Consider the following 21,659-nt stretch of genomic DNA (forward strand, 5'->3'; position numbering starts at 1 on the left):
GCTCGGCGGTCACTTCGCGGGACACGCGCCTTTCGGCGGTTCGTTCAGTTCGTCCACTCATGCACGGGCTCCTCCCGAGTGGCGGCGGGCAGGGTGAGCAGCATGGTGGTGCCGCCCCCGGGGGTGTCCTCGACCTCCAGGCTGCCGCCCATGGCCTCGGCCAGACCGCGGGAGAGCGCGAGGCCGAGGCCGACACCGGTGGTGTTGTCGGTGTCGCCGAGGCGCTGGAAGGGCAGGAAGACCCGGTCGCGCTCCTCGGGGGCGATGCCGGGGCCGCGGTCGATCACCCGGATCTCGACCTGGTCGGCGTGGTGGCTGGCGGTGACCAGGACGGGCGCGCCGGGTGCGTTGTAGCGCAGCGCGTTGGTGATCACGTTGGCGAGCACCCGCTCCAGCAGCGGCGGGTCGGCGAGCACCGGCGGCGCGGTGTCCAGGTCGAGCGGCTGGATCGGGGCGTACGGGTCGGGGAGGCTGTCGAGCGCCCGGGGCAGGATCTCGTCGAGGTGGGTCTCGGCGAGGTGCAGGGTGAGCGCGCCGGCCTGGAGGCGGCTCATGTCGAGCAGGTTGTCGACCAGGCGGGTGAGCTTGACCAGCGACTCGTCGGCGGTGGCGAGCAGTTCGGCCTGGTCCTCGGGCGAGAACTCGACGTCGGGGCTGCGCAGCGAGCCGACCGAGGCGAGCGCGGCGGCGAGCGGGGTGCGCAGGTCGTGGCTGACGGCGGCGAGCAGGGCGGTGCGCATCCGGTCGGCGGCCTTGATCGGCTCGACCTCGGCGGCGACCACGGCGAGCCGGTCGCGTTCCAGCGCGACGGCGACGTGCGCGGCGAAGGCGGTGAGGACGCGCTGGTCGGCGGCCGGCAGCCGGCGGCCGGTGAGGACCAGGACGGCGTCCGCGCCGACCGGCACCTCGGTGGTCTCGCTCTGCCCGTCAGGGTCGTCCTGGTGCTCGGCCTCGGAGTGGGCGAGCACCTCGTCGTCGATCCGGGAGAGCAGGGCGACGGCCTGCATGCCGAAGGCCGTCCGGGACTTCTCCATCAGGGCGGACAGGGCGTCGGCGCCGCGCAGCACGCTGCCGGCCAGGGTGGAGAGGGTCTCGGCCTCGGCGGTGGCCCGGGCGGCGCGACTGGTGAGCCGGCTGGCGTGGTCGACGATGGTGGCGACGGCGAGCGCGACGGTGGCGAAGACGACCAGGGCGACGATGTTGTTGGTCTCGCCGATGGTCAGGGCGTGTATCGGCGGGATGAAGTAGTAGTTGAGCAGCAGCGAGGCGGTGACCGAGGCCAGCAGGGCGGAGGTGGCGCCGCCGAGCAGGGCGACGATGACCACGCCGAGCTGGAAGATCAGCGCGTCGGTGGTGAGGTTGATGCTCTCGTGCGCCTGGGACAGGACGGCGGTCAGCAGCCAGGGCACCACGAGGCCGGCCGCGTAGCCGGCGATGGTGCGGCGCTTGGAGTGGCGGCGGCCGAGCGAGGGCAGCCGGCCGCGGCCGGTGAACTCGTGGGTGACCATGTGGACGTCGATGTCCTCGGAGTCGTCCACGGTGGTCTCGCCGATGCCGGGGCCGGTGAGGAAGCGGTTGATCCGGCCGCGGCGGCTGGTGCCGAGCACCAGCTGGGTGGCGTCGTGGGCGCGGGCGAAGGTGAGCAGCGCGGTGGGGATGTCGTCGCCGACCACCACGTGGTAGCTGCCGCCGAGGGTCTCGACCAGCTGGCGCTGCTGGGCGAGCGCGCCGGAGGAGGCGCCGGCCAGGCCGTCGCTGCGGGTGACGTGGACGGCCAGCAGGTCGCCGCCGGCGGTGCGGTCGGCGATCCGGGCGGCGCGGCGGATCAGGGTCTCGCCCTCGGGGCCGCCGGTGAGGGCGACCACGACGCGTTCGCGGGTCTCCCAGACGCGGTCGATGTTGTGGCTGGCCCGGTAGTCGCGCAGGCCCTCGTCGACCCGCCCGGCCACCCAGAGCAGGGCGAGTTCGCGCAGGGCGGTGAGGTTGCCGACCCGGAAGTAGTTGGAGAGCGCGGCGTCCACCTTCTCCGCCCTGTAGACGTTGCCGTGGGCCATCCGGCGGCGCAGCGCCTGCGGGGCCATGTCGACGAGTTCGATCTGGTCGGCCCGGCGGACCACCTCGTCCGGGACGGTCTCGCGCTGCGGGATGCCGGTGATCTTCTGGACGACGTCGTTCAGCGATTCCAGGTGCTGGATGTTGACGGTGGTGATGACGTCGATCCCGGCGGCCAGCAGTTCCTCGACGTCCTGCCAGCGCTTGGCGTGGCGGCCGCCGGGGATGTTGGTGTGCGCCAGTTCGTCGACCAGCACGACGGACGGACGGCGGGTGAGCACCGCGTCGAGGTCCATCTCGTCGAACTCGGCGTCGCGGTAGGAGCGTTGGACACGCGGCAGGACCTCCAGGCCGTCCAGCATGCCCTCGGTGTGGCGGCGGCCGTGGCACTCGATGTACCCGACCGCGACGTCGGCCCCGCGCTCCTGTCTGCGCCGGGCCTCGTCCAGCATCCGGTAGGTCTTGCCGACCCCCGGGGCGGAACCGAGGTACACCCTCAGCCGGCCCTTGCGGACGCCGGTGCCGGGGGTGAGGTCGCGGGCCATGGGCACTGCTCTTTCGTTCCTGCGAGGGCTGCCGCCAGGGCGTCCTCGGGCCGGGGTCGGGACGTACGGCGGCCGACCCGGGCGCGGGGGTGGTGCCCCGGCCCGGGTCGGCCTGTTTCACGGATCCAGCCGTTGACCTGTCACTTCTGCTCCGCCGGTCATTCCTGTTCCGCCGGTCACTTCTGTTCCGCGAGTGCCCGGTTCAGCAGGAGGACGTTGACGCCCTCCTGCCCGAGGAAGCCGAGCGAGCGGCCTTCGGTGTACTTCTCGACCAGCTTGTGCACCGCGTCCGCCGACAGGTTCCGGGTCTTGGCGACCCGGTTCACCTGCTCCTCGGCGTAGGCGACCGAGATGTACGGGTCGAGGCCGGAGCCGGAGGCGGTCAGCGCGTCGGCCGGGACGCTCTCCGGGGCGACGCCGTCGAACTCGGCGGCGGCGGCGCGGCGGTCGTTGACGGCCTTCAGCAGGTCGTCACTGTTCGGGCCGAGGTTGGAGGCGCCGGACGAGGACGAGTCGTAGCCGGTCCCGGCCGCGGAGGGGCGGGGCTGGAACCACTTCGGGTCCGGCTGCGCCTCCTCCTTCGGGTCGTCGGGGTTCTTCTTCGGGAGGTTGAAGTTCTGGCCGATCAGGCTGGAACCGACCTCCTTGCCGTCGGACTTCACGAGCGAGCCGTTGGCCTTCTCGGTGAAGGCGACCTGGCTGATCCCGGTGACCAGCAGCGGGTAGGCGATCCCGAGGATCGCGGTGAGCACCAGCAGCGCCCGCAGTGCGGTGAAGTGGGTGCGGACGGTCGTCGGCAGGGGCTTGGACATCGGATTCTCCTCTCTCAGCTCAGGCCGGGGATGAACTGGACGATCAGGTCGATCAGCTTGATGCCGACGAACGGCACCACCAGACCGCCGAAGCCGTAGACCCCGATGTTGCGGCGCAGCAGGGAGCTGGCGTCGGACGGGCGGTAGCGCACGCCGCGCAGGGCGAGCGGGATCAGGCCGATGATGACGAGGGCGTTGAAGATGATCGCCGAGGTGATCGCGGACTGCGGGCTGTGCAGGCCCATGATGTTGAGGTGGCTCAGGCCCGGGTAGACCCCGGCGAACATCGCGGGGATGATCGCGAAGTACTTGGCCACGTCGTTGGCGATCGAGAAGGTGGTCAGCGCGCCACGGGTGATCAGCAGCTGCTTGCCGATCTCGACGATCTCGATCAGCTTGGTCGGGTTGGAGTCCAGGTCGACCATGTTGCCGGCCTCCTTGGCCGCCATGGTCCCGGTGTTCATGGCCACGCCGACGTCGGCCTGGGCGAGCGCGGGGGCGTCGTTGGTGCCGTCGCCGGTCATCGCGACCAGCTTGCCGCCCTCCTGCTCCTTCTTGATCAGCGCCATCTTGTCCTCGGGGGTGGCCTCGGCGAGGAAGTCGTCCACGCCCGCCTCCTCCGCGATCGCCTTGGCGGTCAGCGGGTTGTCGCCCGTGATCATGATGGTCTTGATGCCCATCCGGCGGAGCTCGTCGAAGCGCTCCCGCATGCCCTCCTTGACCACGTCCTTGAGGTGGATCACCCCGAGGACGCGGGCCGGCTTGGCGCCGACCTTGGTGGCCACCACCAGCGGGGTGCCGCCGGCCGCGGAGATCCCGTCGACCAGGGCGGAGACCTCGTTGCCGACCGAACCGCCGTTCTCGGTCACCCAGTTGGTGACCGCGCCGGCCGCGCCCTTGCGGACCTGGTGGACCGCCTCGGCCTCGTCCAGGTCGACGCCGGACATCCGGGTCTGGGCGGTGAACGGGACCCAGGTGGCGTGCGTCAGCTCGCCCTGGGCGCGGGCCCGCAGGCCGTACTCGGTCTTGGCGAGGACCACGATCGAGCGGCCCTCCGGGGTCTCGTCCGCGAGGGAGGACAGCTGCGCGGCGCTGGCCAGTTCCTCGGTGGACACGCCCGGGGCGGGCAGGAACTCGGCGGCCTGGCGGTTGCCCAGGGTGATGGTGCCGGTCTTGTCCAGCAGCAGGGTGTTGACGTCGCCGGCCGCCTCGACGGCCCGGCCGGACATCGCCAGCACGTTGCGCTGCACCAGCCGGTCCATGCCGGCGATGCCGATCGCGGAGAGCAGCGCGCCGATGGTGGTCGGGATGAGCGCCACGATCAGGGCGACCAGGACGATCATCGACTGCGGCGCGCCCGCGTAGGTGGCCATCGGCTGCAGGGTCACCACGGCGACCAGGAAGACGATGGTCAGCGAGGCGAGCAGGATGTTCAGCGCGATCTCGTTCGGCGTCTTCTGCCGGGCGGCGCCCTCGACCAGGGCGATCATCCGGTCGATGAACGACTTGCCGGGCTCCGAGGCGATCTTCACCACGATCCGGTCGGACAGCACCTTGGTGCCGCCGGTCACCGCCGAGCGGTCACCACCGGACTCGCGGATGACCGGCGCGGACTCGCCGGTGATCGCCGACTCGTCGACGCTCGCGACGCCCTCGACGACGTCACCGTCGCCGGGGATGATCTGCCCGGCCTCGACCACCACGTGGTCGCCGAGCCGCAGCGCGGTGCCCGGCACCTCCTCCTCGGCCTGCGTGGCGGGCCAGTCGGTGAGCCGGCGGGCGACGCTCTCGGTCTTGGTCTTGCGCAGGGTGTCGGCCTGGGCCTTGCCGCGGCCCTCGGCGACGGCCTCGGCCAGGTTGGCGAAGATCGTGGTGAGCCAGAGCCAGACGGTGATGGCCCAGGCGAACACGGACGGGCTGGCGATCGCGGAGACGGTGGTGACCACCGAGCCGACCTCGACCACGAACATGACCGGGTTCTTGACCATCACCCGGGGGTCGAGCTTCTTCACCGCGTCCGGCAGGGACGCGACGATCAGCTTCGGGTCGAGCAGGCCGCTGGCCACTCTGTGCTGCGCGGCGGGCTCAGCCTTGTCGGCCGGTGCGGGGTTGAGCGTAGGGGTGGACATCAGGAGAGACCTTCCGCGATCGGCCCGAGAGCCAGGGCCGGGAAGTAGGTGAGGCCGACGACGATCAGGATGACGCCCGACAGCAGGCCCACGAACAGCGGCTTGTGGGTGGGCAGGGTGCCCGGGGTGGCCGGGACCGGCTGCTGCTGGGCGAGCGAACCGGACAGCGCCAGGACGAAGACGATCGGCAGGAGGCGGCCGAAGATCATCGCCAGGCCGAGCGCCGTGTCGTACCAGTCGGTGTTGACGGTGATGCCGCCGAAGGCCGAGCCGTTGTTGTTGGCGGCCGAGGTGAAGGCGTACAGCACCTCGGAGAAGCCGTGGGCGCCCGAGTTGAGCATCCCGGCCCGCTCCCCCGGCAGGGCCATCGCCAGGCCCGTGCCGACCAGCACCAGGGTCGGCGTGGTGAGGATGTACAGCGAGGCGAACTTCATCTCCCGGCCGCCGAGCTTCTTGCCCAGGTACTCGGGGGTGCGGCCGACCATCAGACCGGCGACGAACACCGCGACGATCGCCAGCACGAGCATGCCGTACAGGCCGGAGCCCACACCGCCGGGCGCGATCTCGCCCAGCATCATGTTGAAGACCGTCAGCCCGCCGCCGAACGGCGTGTACGAGTCGTGGAAGGAGTTCACCGCGCCGGTCGAGGTCAGCGTGGTCGAGGCGGCGAACAGGCCGGAGGCGGCGATGCCGAAGCGCTGCTCCTTGCCCTCCATCGCGGAGCCCGCGGCCTGGAGGGCGGTGCCCTGGTGCTGCGACTCGGCGAAGGTGAGCAGGGCGACCGAGGCGACCCAGAACAGGCCCATCACGGCGAGGATCGCGTAGCCCTGGCGGTTGTCCCCCACCATCCGACCGAAGGCCCGCGGCAGCGCGAACGGGATCAGCAGGATCAGGAAGATCTCGACCAGGTTGGAGAAGCCGGTCGGGTTCTCGAACGGGTGCGCGGAGTTGGCGTTGAAGAAGCCGCCGCCGTTGGTGCCGAGCAGCTTGATGACCTCCTGGGAGGCCACCGGGCCGCCCGGGATCTTCTGCACCTCGCCGCTGAGCGTGGCCACCTCGTGGAAGCCGTGGAAGTTCTGGATCACGCCGGAGGCGGCCAGGACCAGGGCGAAGACGATCGAGATCGGCAGCAGCAGGCGCAGGTTGATCCGGGTGAGGTCCACCCAGAAGTTGCCGACCCGGTCGGTCCGGTTGCGGGTGAAGCCCCGGATCAGCGCGCCGACGACGGCGATGCCGACGGCCGCGGAGACGAAGTTCTGCACCGCCAGGCCTGCCATCTGCGCCAGGTGGCCCATCGCGGACTCACCGGCGTAGGACTGCCAGTTGGTGTTGGCGACGAACGAGATCGCGGTGTTCCAGGCCTGGTGGCCCTCCATCTGCGGAACGCCCAGGTTCAGCAGCAGGTAGCCCTGGAGGCGGATCAGGCCGTAGAGGAAGAGGACGGAGACGGCCGAGAAGGCCAGCACCGAGCGGAGGTACACCGGCCAGCGCTGATCGGCGTCGCCGTCGACGCCGATCACCTTGTAGATGCCGCGCTCGACTCTGAGGTGCTTGGTGGTGGTGAGGAGCTTGGCGATGTAGTCGCCAAGGGGGCGGTAGCACAGGGCCAGTGCCCCGACCAGGGCCAGGGCCTGCAGCCAGCCCGCGAGAGTGGATCCCATGTCAGAACTTCTCCGGGAAGATCAGCGCCACGACGAGATAGCCGACGAGCGCGACGGCCACGATCAGACCTGCGATGTTCTCCGCGCTCACAGCTTCTCCACCCCCCGCGCGATCAGGGCGATGACGGCGAACACGGCGACCGTGACACCGACGTAGATGAGATCGGACATGGGCTCCACCAGAGCGGTTCGGGAGACTGCCGCGGGCGGGCCGGGGGCTTCGCGCGGCGCCGGCGGACGACCGGCAGATGCAGCAAAGCAGCCGTCAGAGGCGCGTTATGGCTCCCTGACGCCCTCCATACGGGTGACTGCGGGACGTTGACGCGACCTTGACGCCCGCTTCACCGGGCCGTGACCGTCGTCATCAGGCCGTGATCGGCCCGGCGCCGGAACGCCGGAAGCCCCGGGATTCCGGGGCTTCCGTACGGGTGGGGGTGCGGGTTGGTACGGGCTTCGTGCGGGCGGGGCCGACGGAGGCCCGGGGGGCCGGCTACTGCTCCGGTCAGACCTTCTCCGGCGCCGGGAGCCGCTCGTACCCGCTCCCCGGGGCCGGCTCGCCCCGGCGCACCGCGCCGGGCGCCCGGCGCGACGGACCGCCCGCGCGCCCGGAGGAGGTCAGCTGCCACGGCACGCTGATCACCATCACGCCCGCCGTGAACAGCAGCCGGCTCTTCAGCCACAGCGCCGACTGGTTGTGCAGCAGGTGCTCCCACCAGTGGCCGACCACGTACTCCGGGATGAACACGGCGACCGCCTCCCGGGGGCTGTCCCGGCGGTGCTCCCGCACGTACGCCAGCACCGGCTTGGTGATCTCCCGGTACGGCGAGTCCAGCACCTTCAGCGGCACCCGGACGCCGGCCTCCGTCCACTGCCGCTCCAACTCGCCGGTCGCCTCCGGCTCCACCGCCACGGTCAGCGCCTCCAGCGAGTCCGGCCGGAACGCCTCCGCGTAGCCGAGCGCCCGCAGCGTCGGCTTGTGCAGCTTGGACACCAGCACGATCCCGTGCACCCGGGCGGGCCGCGCCGACTCGGCCTCCGGGTCGTCCACCGCCAGCTCGGCGGCGACGCCGTCGTAGTGCCGGCGGATGCCGCGCATCATCAGCCACAGCACCAGCGCGGCGACCACGGCCAGCCAGGCGCCCTGGGTGAACTTGGTGAGCAGCACGATCACCAGCACCAGCGCGGTGACGACCGCGCCGAAGGCGTTGATCACCCGGGAGCGCAGCGCCGAGCGGCGCACCGCCGGGTCGGTCTCGGTGGCCAGCGCCCGGTTCCAGTGCCGGACCATGCCGATCTGGGACAGCGTGAAGGAGGTGAAGACGCCCAGGATGTACAGGTGGATCAGGCTGGTGACGTTCGCGTCGTACAGCCAGAGCAGCCCGCCGGCCACCACCGCGAGCGCGATGATGCCGTTGGAGAAGGCCAGCCGGTCCCCGCGGGTGTGCATCTGCCGGGGCAGGTAGCGGTGCTCGGCCAGGATCGAGGCCAGCAGCGGGAAGCCGTTGAAGGCGGTGTTGGCGGCCAGGATCAGCACCAACGCGGTGACCGCCTGGATCGCGTAGAACAGCACGCTGTGGTCGCCGCCGAAGATCGCCGCCGCGAGCTGGGCGATCACGGTCTGCTGGGGCGTGCTCGCGCAGTCGCCGGGGAAGCCGGACAGCCGGCAGGCGCCGCCCTCGGTGATGTGCACCTTGGCGATCAGCGCGAGGGCGGTGATGCCGGCGAACATCACCACGGCCGTGGTGCCCATCACGGCCATGGTGCGCGCGGCGTTCCTCGCCTTCGGCGCCCGGAAGGCCGGGACTCCGTTGGAGATCGCCTCCACCCCGGTCAGCGCCGTACAGCCGGAGGCGAACGCCCGCAGGCCCAGCATCAGCAGGCCGAGGCCGGCCACCGTGTCCTTGCCGTCCTCCGGGAGGATCCCGTACGAGGCGCTGGACGCCACCGGCGCGTCGCCGAGCGCGACCCGGACCAGCCCGGTGACCACCATCAGCAGGATGCCGCCGATGAACAGGTACGTCGGCGCGGCGAAGGCCTTGCCGGACTCCCGGACGCCGCGCAGGTTCACCGCCATCAGCAGCAGCACGAAGCCCAGCGCCAGCCAGACCCGGTGACCGGCCAGCGAGGGCAGCGCCGAGATGATGTTGTCCACCCCGGAGGCCACCGACACCGCGACCGTCATCACGTAGTCGACCAGCAGCGAGGCGGCCACCACCAGACCGGAGTTGGCGCCGAGGTTGCGGGACACCACCTCGTACGAGCCGCCGCCGCTCGGGTAGGCGTGCACCACCTGGCGGTAGGACATCACCACGACCGCCATCAGCGCGACCACGCCGGCCGCGACCCACGGGGTCAGGTAGAGGAAGGCGGCGCCACCGACGGTGAGCACCAGCAGGATCTCCTGGGTCGCGTAGGCGACCGAGGAGAGCGGGTCGGAGGCGAAGATCGGCAGCGCCAGCCGCTTGGGCAGCAGCGTCTCGCCGAGCTCCTCGCTGCGCATGGCCCGGCCGATGACGAGGCGCTTGAGCGCCTGGGGCACGTTGAACACGTTGGCGAGCGTAAGTTCGGTCGGACACGACGGAATCCGTTGCGGCGCCGGCCCGGCACGTCCCGCCCTCATGGACTTCCCGCAGGTCAGGGCCACTGCGGGCGGGCACGTGCCGGGCGTATCGAGGGCGTCAGGGCCGCCCCGTTAAGACCGCGTCAAGATACCGGGTTGTTATCGGGCGTCCAGGCTGTGGACGCCCAGCACCTCAGCGGTGGCGGCCCGGGTCACATCCGCATCCGCAGCCGGCAGACCACCGCGTCGGTGTGCCGGCGCAGCGCGCGGTCGATCACGGCGCCGCGCCGGTTCTGCAGCGCCCGCTGCCACCAGCGGGCCGGCTCCACCTCCGGGATCAGCACCGTCAGCCGGTCGTAGGCGTGCTCCTCGCCGAGCCGGTTCACGAACGCGGCGATCGGCTGGCCCAGCCGGCGGCGGTCCTCCGGGATCTCCACCAGCGGCACGCCCGGCTGCCACAGCTCCCAGTCCCGCCGCAGCGCCTCCGCCTCGGCCTGCTCGTGCACCACCGTCACCGCCAGCACCTCGTCCCCGAGCGACAGCGCCGCCGACAGGCCGTCCCGGGTGAGCCGGGTGATGGCCGTCACCGGCACGACCACCAGGCTGCGCTGGCGGGTCACCGCGCCCGGCACCCGGCCCAGCTCCAGCCGCTCCCCGATCAGTCCGTAGCTGCGGTGCACCGCCTCGAACAGCACCACCAGCAGCGGCAGCGCCACCACGATGCCCCAGGCGCCCTCGGTGAACTTGGTGCCGGTCACCACCACCGTCGCGACCCCGGTGAGCAGCGCGCCGAACCCGTTCAGCACGGCCTTCCGCACCCAGCCGGCCGGCCGGTGCACGGACCAGTGCCGGACCATGCCGACCTGACAGATCGTGAACCCGACGAACACGCCGATCGAGAACAGCGGCACCAGGCTGTTCACGTCCCCGCCCGAGCCGACCAGCAGCGCCGCCGACACCAGGGCGAGGAACAGCACCCCGTGCCGGTGCACCTGGCGGTCGGCCCGCAGCGCGAACACGTGCGGCAGGTGGTTGTCCCGGGCGAGCAGGTGCAGCAGCACCGGCAGCCCGCCGAAGGAGGTGTTCGCGGCCAGCCCGAGCAGCACCACGGTGGCGAACTGGACGACGTAGAAGGCGGCGCCGTGGCCGAGCGAGGCGTCGGCGAGCTGGGCCAGCACCGTGACGCCCTCCACCGGCTGGAGGTGGAAACGGCCGATCAGCACGGCCAGCCCGATCAGCATCACGCCGAGCAGGGCGCCGAGCACCACCTCGGTGTGCTGCGCCCGCTTCACCCGCGGGGTCCGGAACGACGGGACGGCGTTCGCCACCGCCTCCACCCCGGTCAGCGCCGAGCACCCGGCCGCGAACGCCTTGAGCAGCAGCAGCGCGCCGACGGTCGTGGCGTTCTCGGCCAGCGTCGAGGCGTGGCCCGCGGCGGCCGCGGTGCTCGCCGGGCCGTCCCGGAACAGGCCGACCACGATGATCGCCAGGATCGACACCACGAAGACGGCCGTCGGCGCCATGAACCAGCGCGCCGACTCGGCGATCCCGCGCAGGTTCACCGCCGTCACCAGGGCCAGCACGCCCAGGCACAGCCAGACCCGGTCGTCGTACAGGCTCGGCACCGCCGAGGTCAGCGCCGCCACCCCCGCGGTCACCGAGACCGCCACGTTCAGGATGTAGTCGATCACCAGCGAGGCGGCCGCGGTCAGCGCCGTCCGTCGGCCCAGGTGCTCCTTCGCCACCGCGTACGAGCCGCCGCCGTCCGGGAACGCCGCGATCACCTGCCGGTACGACGCCACCAGCACGCCCAGCAGCACCGCGATCGCCACCGTCACCGGCAGTGTGAAGCCCAGCCCGTACGCCCCGGCCGCGGCCAGCACCAGCACGATCGACTCCGGCCCGTACGCGACCGAGGCCATGGCGTCCAACGACAGCGCCGCCAGACCGCCCAGCGCACTCAGCCGGTGCCGCTCGTCGCCCGCGCCGGTGTCCGGCGGTTCGGGTTCGGCCGTGACGGCCTGGGTGGTGATGGCGCTGGGCATCGGACGGAACCTCCGCGATCGGTTGTTCCTCCGATCCTGCGGGCCGCACCCCCGCCCTCCCCCCGACCCCTACGCGTTCCTGACGCCGTCCCAGGAACCATTGACGGGCCCTTGACGCACCGCGGGAGAGCTCATGGCGGGGGGGTGGCGGGGATGGGTGGGCCGCTGTCCCGGCGGGCGCCGGTTGGGAAGACGACCAGCTCTTGCGAAGAACCCCCGGCGCGCCCTACGCACACCCGGGACACCACCACAATCACGCTGAACGGCCCCACCCACCCCCGCACCCACTCTGCTGCCTGCTGACCGTAATTGCAAGCAATGCGCAATAAGTGTCCTCGCCGCCGGCACGGCAGCGCCGCGGCGCCCACGCGACGATCACGCGGCGGGAAAACGACAACGGCCCCCGATCCGCGTCTCCGCAGATCGGGGGCCGTTCTCTGTCCTGTGGCTGGTGCAGGGTTCGAACCTGCGTAGCTTACGCGGCAGATTTACAGTCTGCTCCCTTTGGCCGCTCGGGCAACCAGCCAGGATCTTGTCCCCCGGGGCGTCCGCCCCGTTCGACGTCGTAAACAATACCTGATGCCAGGGGGTGCTCCGCCACTCGATAGGTCACGTGATGATCAAGGGCCACGGCGTGGCTGTCGGGGGCGGGGGCGGGGTACCGCTGGATAGGCTGGGGAGGCGGACGCCCGGTGGGGCAGGCCGTGCCAGTGAAGCCAGAACATCAAGGAGACCAACACCCATGGCCGACTCCAGTTTCGACATCGTCTCGAAGGTCGAGTGGCAGGAGGTCGACAACGCGATCAACCAGACCTCCCGTGAGATCGCCACCCGTTTCGACTTCAAGGGCGTCGGCGGCGAGATCAGCCGCTCCGGCGAGAAGATCGAGATGAAGGCCAACGGCGAGGAGCGCGTGAAGGCCATCCTGGACGTCCTACAGGGCAAGTTCATCAAGCGCGGACTGTCGCTCAAGGCCCTGGACGCCGGCGAGCCGCAGCTGTCCGGCAAGGAGTACAAGATCTTCGCGGACATCAAGGAGGGCATCTCCACGGAGGATGCCAAGAAGGTCGCGAAGATCATCCGCGACGAGGGCCCGAAGGGCGTCAAGGCGCAGGTCCAGGGCGACGAGCTGCGGGTCAGCTCGAAGAGCCGCGACGACCTGCAGACCGTACAGGCACTGCTCAAGGGCAAGGACCTGGACTTCGCGATCCAGTACGTGAACTACCGCTGACCCCCGGAGGGTTGTGCGGCAGGGCCCCGCTCCCGGGAGCTTGAGCTCCAGGGGGCGGGGCCTTTCGCGTGGGTGGGGTCAGCCGGCGGCGGGGCGGGGGTGGGTGGCCGTGGCGAGGGCTTGGGCCTGGGCGCGCAGGGTGGCGAGCTGGTCCAGCAGGGTGGCCGGGCCGGAGGTCTTGGACAGGGTCGGGGCGGTCACCGCCGGGGCGGCCGGGAGCTGGGCGATCAGGCTCTGCAGGGTGGCCTGCAGGGTGGCGACGAGCTGTTGGACGGCCGCGGGGTCGGGGGTGGTGGACGTGGCCTCCGAGAGCAGGCCGGCGATCTGGTTGATGACGTCGCCGAGAGCCCCGAGGGCCGCACTCGGGTCCGGGGTCGCGGGCAGGGCCGGGACGACGGGCACCGGAACGGTCGGCAGTGCCAGGTCCGCGGGCAGGAGCGGGGCGGCGGCCACCACGTCGGCGGGCGCCGGGATGGCGGCGGGGTTCGGGACGGAGGCGAGGGTGGTGCGCGGGGCCTCGGCTTCGTGGCCGGCGGCGGACGCCGTGGTGACCACGGTCAGTGCGAGGGCCGCGATCAGCGCGGCGACCATCCGGGTGGCACGCATGGGTACTGCTCCCTCTCAAGTGCGAGTCGGGCGGGATCGCCCGCTTCACACGGTGGGGCAGCATTCCTGACGCAGCCACCGCAGCTACGCCGAACGACGCGCGACGGCCGGCCGACGATGAGCCATCCGGCGATGGGCCGCCCGACGGCGAGTCATCCGACGGCATCTCAGTCGTCGGCACCTCAGTCGTCGACGGGTCAGTCGGCGGCTGCCCAGCCGCTGGTGCCGCGGTGGGCGGACAGGCCGACGGACTCGAACTCGTCCACCCGGCCGGCCTCGGTGCGGGCGCCGATCCGCCGCAGGGCGCGGGAGATCGGGGAGCCCTCGGGCGGGAAGGGTTCGAACTCTCCCTTGGTGAGCGGTCCGAGGACGATCCGGCCGTCCTCCCAGACGGCGGCGCGCTGGGTGCCGCTGCCGCCGAAGTACTCGGCCTCGACGCAGGCGATCGGGCCGGCCTTGGACCAGGCGGCCAGCCGGAGTTCGAAGCCGCCCGGGTGCCAGCCGAAGCCGGCCCCCTCGGCGGGCTTCGTCGAGCCGTCGTCGGTCTGGAGGGCGGAGAGCACCGCGGGGGTGACCGGTATCAGGGCCAGACCCTGCGCCAGTGGCACCACCCGGGCCGTCGAGGTTTCCGCCGCGGCCACCGCCAACAGCTCGAATGTTCCTATCAGGGCCTGGAGTTCATAGGACATGCCGGTCATCGTGTCCCACCGCACCGACAGTCGGCGCGGAGTTTATGATTCCGTGCCCGGCTGGAGTCCGTAGAGCAGGGTGAAGACCGTCACGTCCACCGCGTCCTCGGCCGTGCTGGGCGCTTCCTCGTTCAGCTCGTCGATGACTGCGGCGAGTTGGGTCCGCAGCCGGATCAGCCGGTCCGGGCTGAGCCGCAGCGTCGAGTGCACGAACAGTCCGGGCGGCCCGACCGATCCGTCCCGGGGCGAGCTGAAGTCCAGCCGCCCGCCGAGGACCTGGGCGCGGAAGTCGCCGCGGACCCGGTCCATGGCGGCCAGGATGGCGTCGTACGCCTCGGAGCGGCCCGGGGAGTCCGCGGTGAACATCTCCGGGGCGAGCCGGATCGACTCCTGGGCGGCGGCGTAGCGGCTCTCGACGATCCCGGAGACCAGCCGGGTGCCGGCCACGATGACCAGCCCCGCCTTCTCCAACTGCTTGATGTGGCGGTAGAGCTTGGTCTGCGGTTCGCCGAGCGCGGCGGCGATCTCCTTGGCGGTGAGCGGGCGCTCCTCGCCGGACTTCAGGGCGCCGAGGATGGCCAGCCGCAGCGGGTCGGCCAGCGCCTTGAGCACGGCGACGTCGGCCACCTGGCGTTCCTTGACCCAGGTGGTGGGTTGCTCGCCGCCGTCGGCGGGTTCCAGATCGTGCTCGGCCACGGGCACCACCTTGGCAGATCGGCCGCGCCGCACGCAATCACGCTCTGGTGAGCGCTCACCCTTGCGCAACCAATCATGCTTCCGACATCATTCACGACAACGTGAATGATGTCGGAAGCGCGAACAGCGGGGTGGGCCATGGCGGGGAACAGAACGGCGGCTGACGAGTCGAGGACGGCGGCGGGGGCAGGAGAGGCGGCGGGGGCAGGAGAGACGGCGGCGAAGGCCGCGGCGGCCACGCCGCCCGTCCCGCTGCGACGGAACTTCCGCTTCCAGGCGCTCTGGGCCGGCCAGGCCGCCGCGACGCTCGGCATGCGGGTCGGCGACACCGCCTTCCCACTGCTGGTCCTCGCACTCACCGGTTCCTCCACCGCCGCCGGGGCCTTCGGGGCCGTACAGATGGTCACGACCCTGCTGCTGGGCGTCCACGGCGGCGTGGTCGCCGACCGCCTCGACCGCCGCCGGGTGCTGATCGCCTCCGACGCCGCCCGGCTGCTCGTCACGGCGACCGTCCCGGTGGCCATGGCCTTCGACCGGCTGACCCTGGCCCACCTGCTGCTCGTCGCCGCCGCCGTAGGGGCGACCATCGCGTACAGCGGCCCGATCCGGCTGCTGGCACTGCGCTCGGTGGTGGCGCCGGAGCAGCTGCCGCAGGCACTCGCCCAGGACGAGGCCCGGATGACCGGGGCCTCGCTGGCCGGTCCGCCGCTGGCCGGCTTCCTGTACGGGCTCGGCAGCGCGGTGCCGTTCCTCGGCACCGCGCTCGCCTCCCTGCTCGCGCTGGTGGCCGCGCTCGTGGTGCGCTTCCCCGGCCGCCCCGCCGACGCACAGCCGAGCGGCGAAACCGCCACACAGCCGAACCGCGAACCGGGCGGCACGGAACCGGCCCCCGAGTCCGGCGGCGCCCTGGCCGGGTTCCGCCTGCTCGCCGCCGCCCCCCTGCTGCGCTCCGCCCTGGCCGTCCTGCTGGTGGTCAACTTCGCCGGGACGGCCCTGATGCTGCCGGTGATGGTGCTGCTGCGGGACGGGGGCACGAGCAGCGCCGGGATCGGCCTGGCGCTGGCCGGCGAGGCGGTGGGGGCGCTGGCCGGAGCGGTCCTGGTGTCCCGGCTGCACCGGTTGGCCGGGCCGGGCGTCCTGCTGCTGGTGGTGGCCTGGACCGCCGTGCCGGTGACGCTGGCGCCGCTGCTGCCGGGCGGGGTGGCCACCGTGTTCGCCGCGCTGTTCGTGGTGGGGATCGGCGTTCCGGCCCTGCGGGTGATGCTGGACCTGCTGGTGTTCCAGCAGGTGCCGGACGAGCTCCGCGGTCGGGTGATCGCGGCGACCATGACGCTGCTGACCGCGGGCATGCCGGCCGGGACGCTCGGCAGCGGCCTGCTGCTGGACCACCTCTCCCCCGCCGTCGCGCTGGCCGCGATCAGCGTCCTGCTCGCGGCCGCCCTGCTGCCCGCGACCGCGAGCCGTACGCTGCGCCGCGCCGCCTGGCCGGCGCCGCAGGATCCGGCGGCCCGCCCCTGACAGTCGCTCACCCGCGCGGGTGCACGCCGCATGCGGCGGCCTCGGCAACCGGGTGAACTGGCCGGGTACGGCCCGCCCCGGGGCCCCTCCCGGGCGGCGTCCGCGCCCGCGGCGCCTCGCGCCCGGACGTCGCGCAGCCGGCCGGGGCCGTACCGGAGGAGGACAGATGGGTTCCACGGACGCGCCCTCGCCCGGCCGGGGCGGCCCCGGCGAGGCCGCCGCCCCCGACGGTCCCAGCAGGTCCGGTGACCCGAGCAGCCCCGGTGACCAGGGCGACCCCGGCGGCCGGGGAGGCCCCGGTGACCGGAGGAGCCCCGGCGGCCCGAGGAGCCCCGACGGCCCGACCACCCGCGAGCGGACCGGCGCGGTGGCCGCCCGGGTGGTCACCGCACCCCGGATGTCCTGGCTGACGCTCGCCCTGATGACCACGAGTTCGGTGGCCAGCCTGCGCTCCGCCCCGACCATGGCCGTCTACGGCCTGGCCTGCGTCTTCCTCTACCTCGTCCCGGCGCTGGTGTTCCTGCTGCCGACCGCGCTGGTCTCCGCCGAGCTGGCGTCCGGCTGGGAGGGCGGCGTCTACCGCTGGGTCTCGGAGGGCCTGTCGAAGCCGCTGGGCTTCCTCGCCGTCTGGTGCCAGTTCGCGATGACGATCTTCTACTACCCGTCACTGCTGGCGTACGTGGCATCGACGATCGCGTACGTGGTGAACCCGAAGCTGGCCAGCAACGGCCCGTACACCGCCGTGGTGATCATGGTGCTGTACTGGACCGGCGTCTGGGTCTCCTCGCGCGGGACGAAGGCCGTGGCCGGCCTGTCCTCGATGGGCCTGGTGATCGGCACGCTGATCCCCGGCACACTGCTGGTGGTGCTCGGCTTCGTCTTCCTCGGCCAGGGCAACGGCTCCGCCGCGCCGATGGACTCCGCGCACCTGCTGCCGCAGTGGACCGGCCTGGCCAGCCTGGTGCTGATCGTCAACAACTTCCTCAGCTACTCCGGCATGGAGATGAACGCGGTGCACGTCTCCTCGCTGCGCAATCCGGCGCGGGAGTTCCCGCGCTCGATGTTCACCGCGTCGGCGATGGTGCTGCTGATCTTCATCCTGCCGGCGCTGGCGATCAGTTGGGTGGTGCCGTCCAGCGAGCTGAGCCTGACGGCAGGCGTGATGCAGGCCTTCGACGCCTTCTTCCAGTACTTCGACATCGGCTGGCTCACCCCGGTGATCGCGGTGGCGCTGATCGCGGCCTCGCTCGGCGGCATGCTGACCTGGCTGGCCGGGCCGTCCAAGGGCCTGTTGATGATCTCCCGGCAGGAGGGCTACCTGCCGCCGTTCCTGCAGAGGCTGAACCGGGAGGGCGTCCAGCAGAACCTGCTGGTCGCCCAGGGCGTGGTCACCACGGCGATCGCCCTGCTGTACGCGCTGATCCCGAACGTCTCCAGCGCGTACTGGATCTTCTCGGTGATCACCACGCAGGTGTACCTGATCGTCTACCTGCTGATGTTCACCGCCGCGATCCGGCTGCGGCGCACCCGGCCGGACCACCCGCGCGGCTACCGGGCCCCGGCGCTGGTGCCGATCTGCGTGGTCGGGCTGCTCGCCTCGGCGTGCGCGATGGCGATCGGCTTCGTACCGTCGTCCCAGTTCGGCAGCGGCAGCGTCTGGACGTACATCGGGATCGTCGGCGGCGGCCTGTTGGTCCTCGGACTGCTGGTCCCGTACCTGTTCCTACGGCTGCGCAAGCCCGGCTGGCGCTCCCCGGAGGCGGCGGCGGAGCTGGCCGCGCAGGAGTCGGCCGAGCTGCGCGGCGCCGCGGGCGGTGCGGCATGACCACCAGCCTGATGGCCTCCCGGCACCGCTGGATCTACCTCGGGGCGATCGGGCTGCTGGTCGCGATGCTGATCACCGGCCTGCTCTCGTTCACCCAACTGCACGCCACCGACCAGGCCGACCGCAAGGCCGGGCAGCTCGCCCGGGCGCTGGGTTCGGCCGGCTATCCGGTGCCCGCGCGGGACCAGATCGTGCACACCCTGGGCGAGGACGGCGGCGCCGTCTGCGCGAACCCGTCGAACGCCCTGACCCAGGCGCAGTGGACGTCCGGCATGTCCAACGGCGCCGACGGGCCGGGCCAACGGCCGGTGCTGTCCGACCGCGACGCGGTGCGGGCCGAGGCGATCGTGCTCTCGGTGTACTGCCCGGGCAGGCTCGCCGAGATCCAGGACAAGATCGACGACCTCAACTTGCAGGACACCGTCCGCAAGTAGCCCGCCCAGCCTTCGAGGAGGACCCGACCGTGCCTCGACCCTTCACCACCGAGGACTACACCGCCCGGACGGCCCGGGCCGCCGCCGAAGCGACCGCCGCCGGACTGTCCGGCCTGGTCGTCGCCCCCGGCCCCGACCTGGTCTACCTGTGCGGCTACCAGCCCACCGCGATCACCGAGCGGCTCACCGCCCTGGTGATCACCGCCGGACGCGCACCCGCGCTGATCGTCCCCAGGTTGGAGCGCCCGGACGCCAAGAGGGCGGCCGGCGCCCCGGCCCTGCGGCTGCTCGACTGGACCGACGGCGAGGACCCGTACGCCACCGTCCGCCCGCTGCTCGACCCGGCCGGGCGGTACGGCATCTCCGACAACGCCTGGGCGATGCACCTGCTCGGCCTCCAGGCCGCGCTGCCCGGCACCGGCTTCACCTCGCTCACCGAGACCCTGCCGATGCTGCGCGCGGTCAAGGGCACCGAGGAGCTGGAGCGGCTGGCCGCGGCCGGCGGCGCCGCGGACGCCGCCTACCGGGGCATCCTGGAGGTCGAGTTCGCCGGCCGCCGGGAGACCGACGTCGCCGCCGACCTCGGCGCACTGCTCATCAAGTACGGGCACAGCCAGGTCGACTTCACCGTGGTCGGCTCCGGCCCGAACGGCGCCGACCCGCACCACGAGGCCGGCGACCGGGTGATCCGGCCCGGCGACACCGTGGTGCTGGACTTCGGCGGGCTCAAGGACGGCTACGGCTCCGACACCACCCGCACCGTGCACGTCGGCACCGAGGTGCCGGCGGAGGTCCAGAAGGTGCACGACGTGGTCCGGCTCGCCCAGCAGACCGCGTTCGAGGCGGTCCGACCCGGGGTCAGCTGCCAGGAGATCGACCGGATCGCCCGCCGGGTGATCACCGAGGCCGGCTTCGGCGAGTACTTCATCCACCGCACCGGGCACGGCATCGGCATCACCACGCACGAACCGCCGTACCTGGTCGAGGGCGAGGAGCGGCCGCTGGTGTCCGGCATGTGCTTCTCCATCGAGCCCGGCGTCTACCTGCCCGGCCGCTTCGGGGTGCGGATCGAGGACATCGTCACCGTCACCCCCACCGGCGGCCGCCGGCTCAACAACACCCCGCACGAGCTGGGCTTCGTCTCATGACGGGGCCGTCACCCCGCTGCTCCGCCGCCAGAACGGCGGTCCGACTGTGCGACTTTCTTACGAGGCGGTCATGGTTCACCCAGAGTCCTCCAAGTTTGCGTTGGTAGTTTCGGTGAGCATGACGAAGCTGCTCAGCCCGGCCCCGCCCACCCCGGCGCGGGCCGGGCGACTGCGACCCGTGACCGCCCGCCCCCGCCGTACCGGTCTGTCGAGACTCCGGCTGCTGGCCTGGCCGGTCTACCTGACCGCGCTCGTCTGGTACCTGCGCACCCAGGGCATGGCCTTCGCCAACGACGTGGTGTTCCTGTGGCTGATCGGCGCCCTGCTGACGGCGGCCGTGCACAGCGGGCACGGCCGACGCGGCTTCCTGCTGGTACTGCGCGACTGGGTGCCGGTGATGGCCGCGGTCTGGACGTACTCGCTGCTGCGCGGCTACGGCGCGCACACCCCGTGGGCCCCGCACTGGCTGCCGCAACTGCGCGCCGACGAGGTGCTCGGCTTCGGCGAGACCTGGACCGTCCGGCTCCAGCACGCGCTGTGGACGCCCGGCTCGCCGCACTGGTACGACTACGCGGCGACCGTCGTCTACCTCTCGCACTTCTTCCTGGTGTTCGTCCTTCTCGCGGTGCTCTGGCGGCGCCGGCACGAGCGGTTCCGTCAACTGCTCGCCTGCTACCTGCTGCTCACCTTCGCCGGCTTCGCCACGTACCTGCTCTACCCGGCCGACCCGCCGTGGCTGGTCGCCCAGGAGGGCCACCTGCCGGGGCTCACCCGGGTCGTATGGGACGTGATCTCCACGAGCGGGCTGCCGCAGGCCAACTCGCTGGTCGAGAACGGCAGCCAGTTCGCCAACGACGTCGCCGCGATGCCCTCGCTGCACTCCGCCTACCCGGCGATGCTGCTGTTCTTCTTCTGGCCGACGGCCCGCCCCTGGCTGCGGGCGCTGCTGGTCGCCTATCCGCTCGCGATGGCGTTCACCCTGGTGTACGGCGCCGAGCACTTCATCGTGGACATCTTCGCGGGCTGGGCGTACGCGGCACTGGTGGTGTTCGGCCTCCGCTGGCTGCGGAACCGGCGTACCCGGCTCATCAGGGAACGGGCAGACTTGGCCGGGTGCCGAACCAGCCCCTCCCTCCCGTGAAGCCCACCGCCGAACAACTCCAGGCGGCCAAGGACACCACCATCCCGGACGTCACCGGGCCCGGACTGCGGGTGCTGTTCTGCGGCATCAACCCGGGCCTGTGGTCCGGCGCCACCGGGCACCACTTCGCCCGGCCCGGCAACCGCTTCTGGCCCGCCCTGCACCGCTCCGGCTTCGCCACGCGCCAGTTCCGCCCGGACGAGCAGGGCGAACTGCCCGCGCTCGGCCTGGGCATCACCAACGTCGCCCCGCGCACCACCGCCAAGGCCGACGAACTGACCGCCGAGGAACTGCGCGAGGGCGGCGCCGCGCTCACCGAACGCGTGCTGCGGCTGCGCCCGCGCGTCCTGGCCGTGCTCGGCATCGGCGCCTACCGGACGGCCTTCGGGCAGCGGCGGGCCGCGATCGGCCGCCAGCCGGAGGGCATCGGCGACACCGAGGTGTGGGTGCTGCCCAACCCGAGCGGGCTCAACGCGCACTACACGCTGGACGGGCTGGCCGCCGAGTTCCGCCGGCTCCGGGACGCGCTGGACGGCTGACGGCTGAGGCTGGGGGCCGCCGGATCCG

The 21,659-nt window shown here is 72.1% G+C and carries 17 protein-coding genes and 1 tRNA gene; 7 read left to right on the forward strand and 11 right to left on the reverse strand.

Annotated elements, in window-relative coordinates; all coding sequences use genetic code 11:
• Positions 1-44: 44 nt before the first annotated feature.
• From AC07BF_RS23645 to AC07BF_RS23680, 8 genes are all read right to left on the reverse strand, one after another.
• On the reverse strand, positions 45-2,597 hold the full coding sequence (locus AC07BF_RS23645) for a sensor histidine kinase KdpD (RefSeq protein WP_363629361.1): 2,553 nt from the start codon (positions 2,595-2,597) through the stop codon (positions 45-47).
• Between the two features lie 176 nt (positions 2,598-2,773).
• A complete protein-coding gene (gene kdpC / locus AC07BF_RS23650; RefSeq protein ID WP_363580040.1) occupies positions 2,774-3,409 on the reverse strand; it encodes a potassium-transporting ATPase subunit KdpC in 636 nt (211 codons plus the stop codon).
• Positions 3,410-3,423: 14 nt separating this feature from the next.
• Positions 3,424-5,538 (reverse strand): potassium-transporting ATPase subunit KdpB, encoded by a 2,115-nt coding sequence (kdpB, locus tag AC07BF_RS23655; protein WP_363580038.1) that lies wholly within the window; start codon positions 5,536-5,538, stop codon positions 3,424-3,426.
• Positions 5,538-7,199: a potassium-transporting ATPase subunit KdpA gene (kdpA, locus tag AC07BF_RS23660; protein WP_363629360.1), complete on the reverse strand. Its 1,662-nt coding sequence runs from the start codon at positions 7,197-7,199 to the stop codon at positions 5,538-5,540. The genes kdpB and kdpA overlap by 1 nt, the downstream gene beginning before the upstream one ends.
• A 1-nt stretch (position 7,200) precedes the next feature.
• Complete coding sequence (gene kdpF, locus AC07BF_RS23665; protein WP_037971201.1) at positions 7,201-7,290, reverse strand: K(+)-transporting ATPase subunit F; 90 nt, start codon at positions 7,288-7,290, stop codon at positions 7,201-7,203.
• A gap of 411 nt (positions 7,291-7,701) precedes the next feature.
• Complete coding sequence (locus tag AC07BF_RS23670; protein ID WP_363580293.1) at positions 7,702-9,699, reverse strand: APC family permease; 1,998 nt, start codon at positions 9,697-9,699, stop codon at positions 7,702-7,704.
• Between the two features lie 272 nt (positions 9,700-9,971).
• Complete coding sequence (locus AC07BF_RS23675) at positions 9,972-11,804, reverse strand: APC family permease (RefSeq protein ID WP_363580034.1); 1,833 nt, start codon at positions 11,802-11,804, stop codon at positions 9,972-9,974.
• 445 nt (positions 11,805-12,249) lie between these two features.
• A tRNA-Tyr gene (locus tag AC07BF_RS23680) sits at positions 12,250-12,330 on the reverse strand.
• 216 nt (positions 12,331-12,546) lie between these two features.
• Between AC07BF_RS23680 and AC07BF_RS23685 the strand changes: the two genes are divergently transcribed.
• Positions 12,547-13,035: a YajQ family cyclic di-GMP-binding protein gene (locus tag AC07BF_RS23685; RefSeq protein ID WP_063348915.1), complete on the forward strand. Its 489-nt coding sequence runs from the start codon at positions 12,547-12,549 to the stop codon at positions 13,033-13,035.
• Positions 13,036-13,113: 78 nt separating this feature from the next.
• Here AC07BF_RS23685 and AC07BF_RS23690 read toward each other — a convergent pair whose 3' ends face one another.
• From AC07BF_RS23690 to AC07BF_RS23700, 3 genes are all read right to left on the reverse strand, one after another.
• On the reverse strand, positions 13,114-13,641 hold the full coding sequence (locus tag AC07BF_RS23690) for a hypothetical protein (protein WP_478333878.1): 528 nt from the start codon (positions 13,639-13,641) through the stop codon (positions 13,114-13,116).
• Positions 13,642-13,838: 197 nt separating this feature from the next.
• Positions 13,839-14,330 carry a hypothetical protein gene (locus tag AC07BF_RS23695; protein WP_363579988.1) on the reverse strand — a complete coding sequence of 164 codons (492 nt, stop codon included), beginning with the start codon at positions 14,328-14,330 and terminating at the stop codon, positions 13,839-13,841.
• A 42-nt stretch (positions 14,331-14,372) separates the two neighbouring features.
• Positions 14,373-15,026, reverse strand: coding sequence for an ArsR/SmtB family transcription factor (locus AC07BF_RS23700; protein ID WP_363579986.1), 654 nt, complete (start codon positions 15,024-15,026; stop codon positions 14,373-14,375).
• A 138-nt stretch (positions 15,027-15,164) separates the two neighbouring features.
• Here AC07BF_RS23700 and AC07BF_RS23705 point away from each other — a divergent pair, with 138 nt between their 5' ends.
• The 6 genes from AC07BF_RS23705 (at position 15,165) to mug (ending at position 21,631) form a co-directional block, all read left to right on the forward strand.
• The gene (locus AC07BF_RS23705) at positions 15,165-16,544 is read left to right on the forward strand and encodes an MFS transporter (RefSeq protein ID WP_478333879.1); all 1,380 of its coding nucleotides are present in this window, start codon (positions 15,165-15,167) and stop codon (positions 16,542-16,544) included.
• Positions 16,545-16,941: 397 nt separating this feature from the next.
• Complete coding sequence (gene gadC / locus AC07BF_RS23710) at positions 16,942-18,369, forward strand: glutamate/gamma-aminobutyrate antiporter GadC (protein WP_363629393.1); 1,428 nt, start codon at positions 16,942-16,944, stop codon at positions 18,367-18,369.
• Positions 18,366-18,803, forward strand: coding sequence for a hypothetical protein (locus AC07BF_RS23715; protein WP_363579982.1), 438 nt, complete (start codon positions 18,366-18,368; stop codon positions 18,801-18,803). Before gadC ends, AC07BF_RS23715 begins: the two co-directional genes overlap by 4 nt.
• A 29-nt stretch (positions 18,804-18,832) precedes the next feature.
• Entirely contained in the window at positions 18,833-19,951 is a 1,119-nt protein-coding gene (locus tag AC07BF_RS23720) for an aminopeptidase P family protein (RefSeq protein ID WP_363579980.1), read from the forward strand.
• 118 nt (positions 19,952-20,069) lie between these two features.
• Complete coding sequence (locus AC07BF_RS23725) at positions 20,070-21,092, forward strand: phosphatase PAP2 family protein (RefSeq protein WP_363617892.1); 1,023 nt, start codon at positions 20,070-20,072, stop codon at positions 21,090-21,092.
• Complete coding sequence (gene mug, locus AC07BF_RS23730; RefSeq protein WP_478333880.1) at positions 21,089-21,631, forward strand: G/U mismatch-specific DNA glycosylase; 543 nt, start codon at positions 21,089-21,091, stop codon at positions 21,629-21,631. Before AC07BF_RS23725 ends, mug begins: the two co-directional genes overlap by 4 nt.
• The last annotated feature ends 28 nt before the right edge of the window (positions 21,632-21,659 follow it).

This window comes from Kitasatospora sp. NPDC043950, from assembly GCF_056435345.1.

Bases quoted from the DNA above. Each gene is read 5' to 3' on its own strand.
- gadC (WP_363629393.1), top strand. From the start codon at position 16,942: ATGTCCTGGCTGACGCTCGCCCTGATGACCACGAGTTCGGTGGCCAGC.
- AC07BF_RS23725 (WP_363617892.1), top strand. From the start codon at position 20,070: ATGACGAAGCTGCTCAGCCCGGCCCCGCCCACCCCGGCGCGGGCCGGG.
- AC07BF_RS23685 (WP_063348915.1), top strand. From the start codon at position 12,547: ATGGCCGACTCCAGTTTCGACATCGTCTCGAAGGTCGAGTGGCAGGAG.
- AC07BF_RS23690 (WP_478333878.1), bottom strand. From the start codon at position 13,641: ATGCGTGCCACCCGGATGGTCGCCGCGCTGATCGCGGCCCTCGCACTG.
- kdpB (WP_363580038.1), bottom strand. From the start codon at position 5,538: ATGTCCACCCCTACGCTCAACCCCGCACCGGCCGACAAGGCTGAGCCC.
- AC07BF_RS23670 (WP_363580293.1), bottom strand. From the start codon at position 9,699: ATGCGCAGCGAGGAGCTCGGCGAGACGCTGCTGCCCAAGCGGCTGGCG.
- AC07BF_RS23645 (WP_363629361.1), bottom strand. From the start codon at position 2,597: ATGGCCCGCGACCTCACCCCCGGCACCGGCGTCCGCAAGGGCCGGCTG.
- AC07BF_RS23705 (WP_478333879.1), top strand. From the start codon at position 15,165: ATGGCGGGGAACAGAACGGCGGCTGACGAGTCGAGGACGGCGGCGGGG.
- AC07BF_RS23695 (WP_363579988.1), bottom strand. From the start codon at position 14,330: ATGTCCTATGAACTCCAGGCCCTGATAGGAACATTCGAGCTGTTGGCG.
- AC07BF_RS23675 (WP_363580034.1), bottom strand. From the start codon at position 11,804: ATGCCCAGCGCCATCACCACCCAGGCCGTCACGGCCGAACCCGAACCG.
- kdpC (WP_363580040.1), bottom strand. From the start codon at position 3,409: ATGTCCAAGCCCCTGCCGACGACCGTCCGCACCCACTTCACCGCACTG.
- kdpA (WP_363629360.1), bottom strand. From the start codon at position 7,199: ATGGGATCCACTCTCGCGGGCTGGCTGCAGGCCCTGGCCCTGGTCGGG.
- AC07BF_RS23715 (WP_363579982.1), top strand. From the start codon at position 18,366: ATGACCACCAGCCTGATGGCCTCCCGGCACCGCTGGATCTACCTCGGG.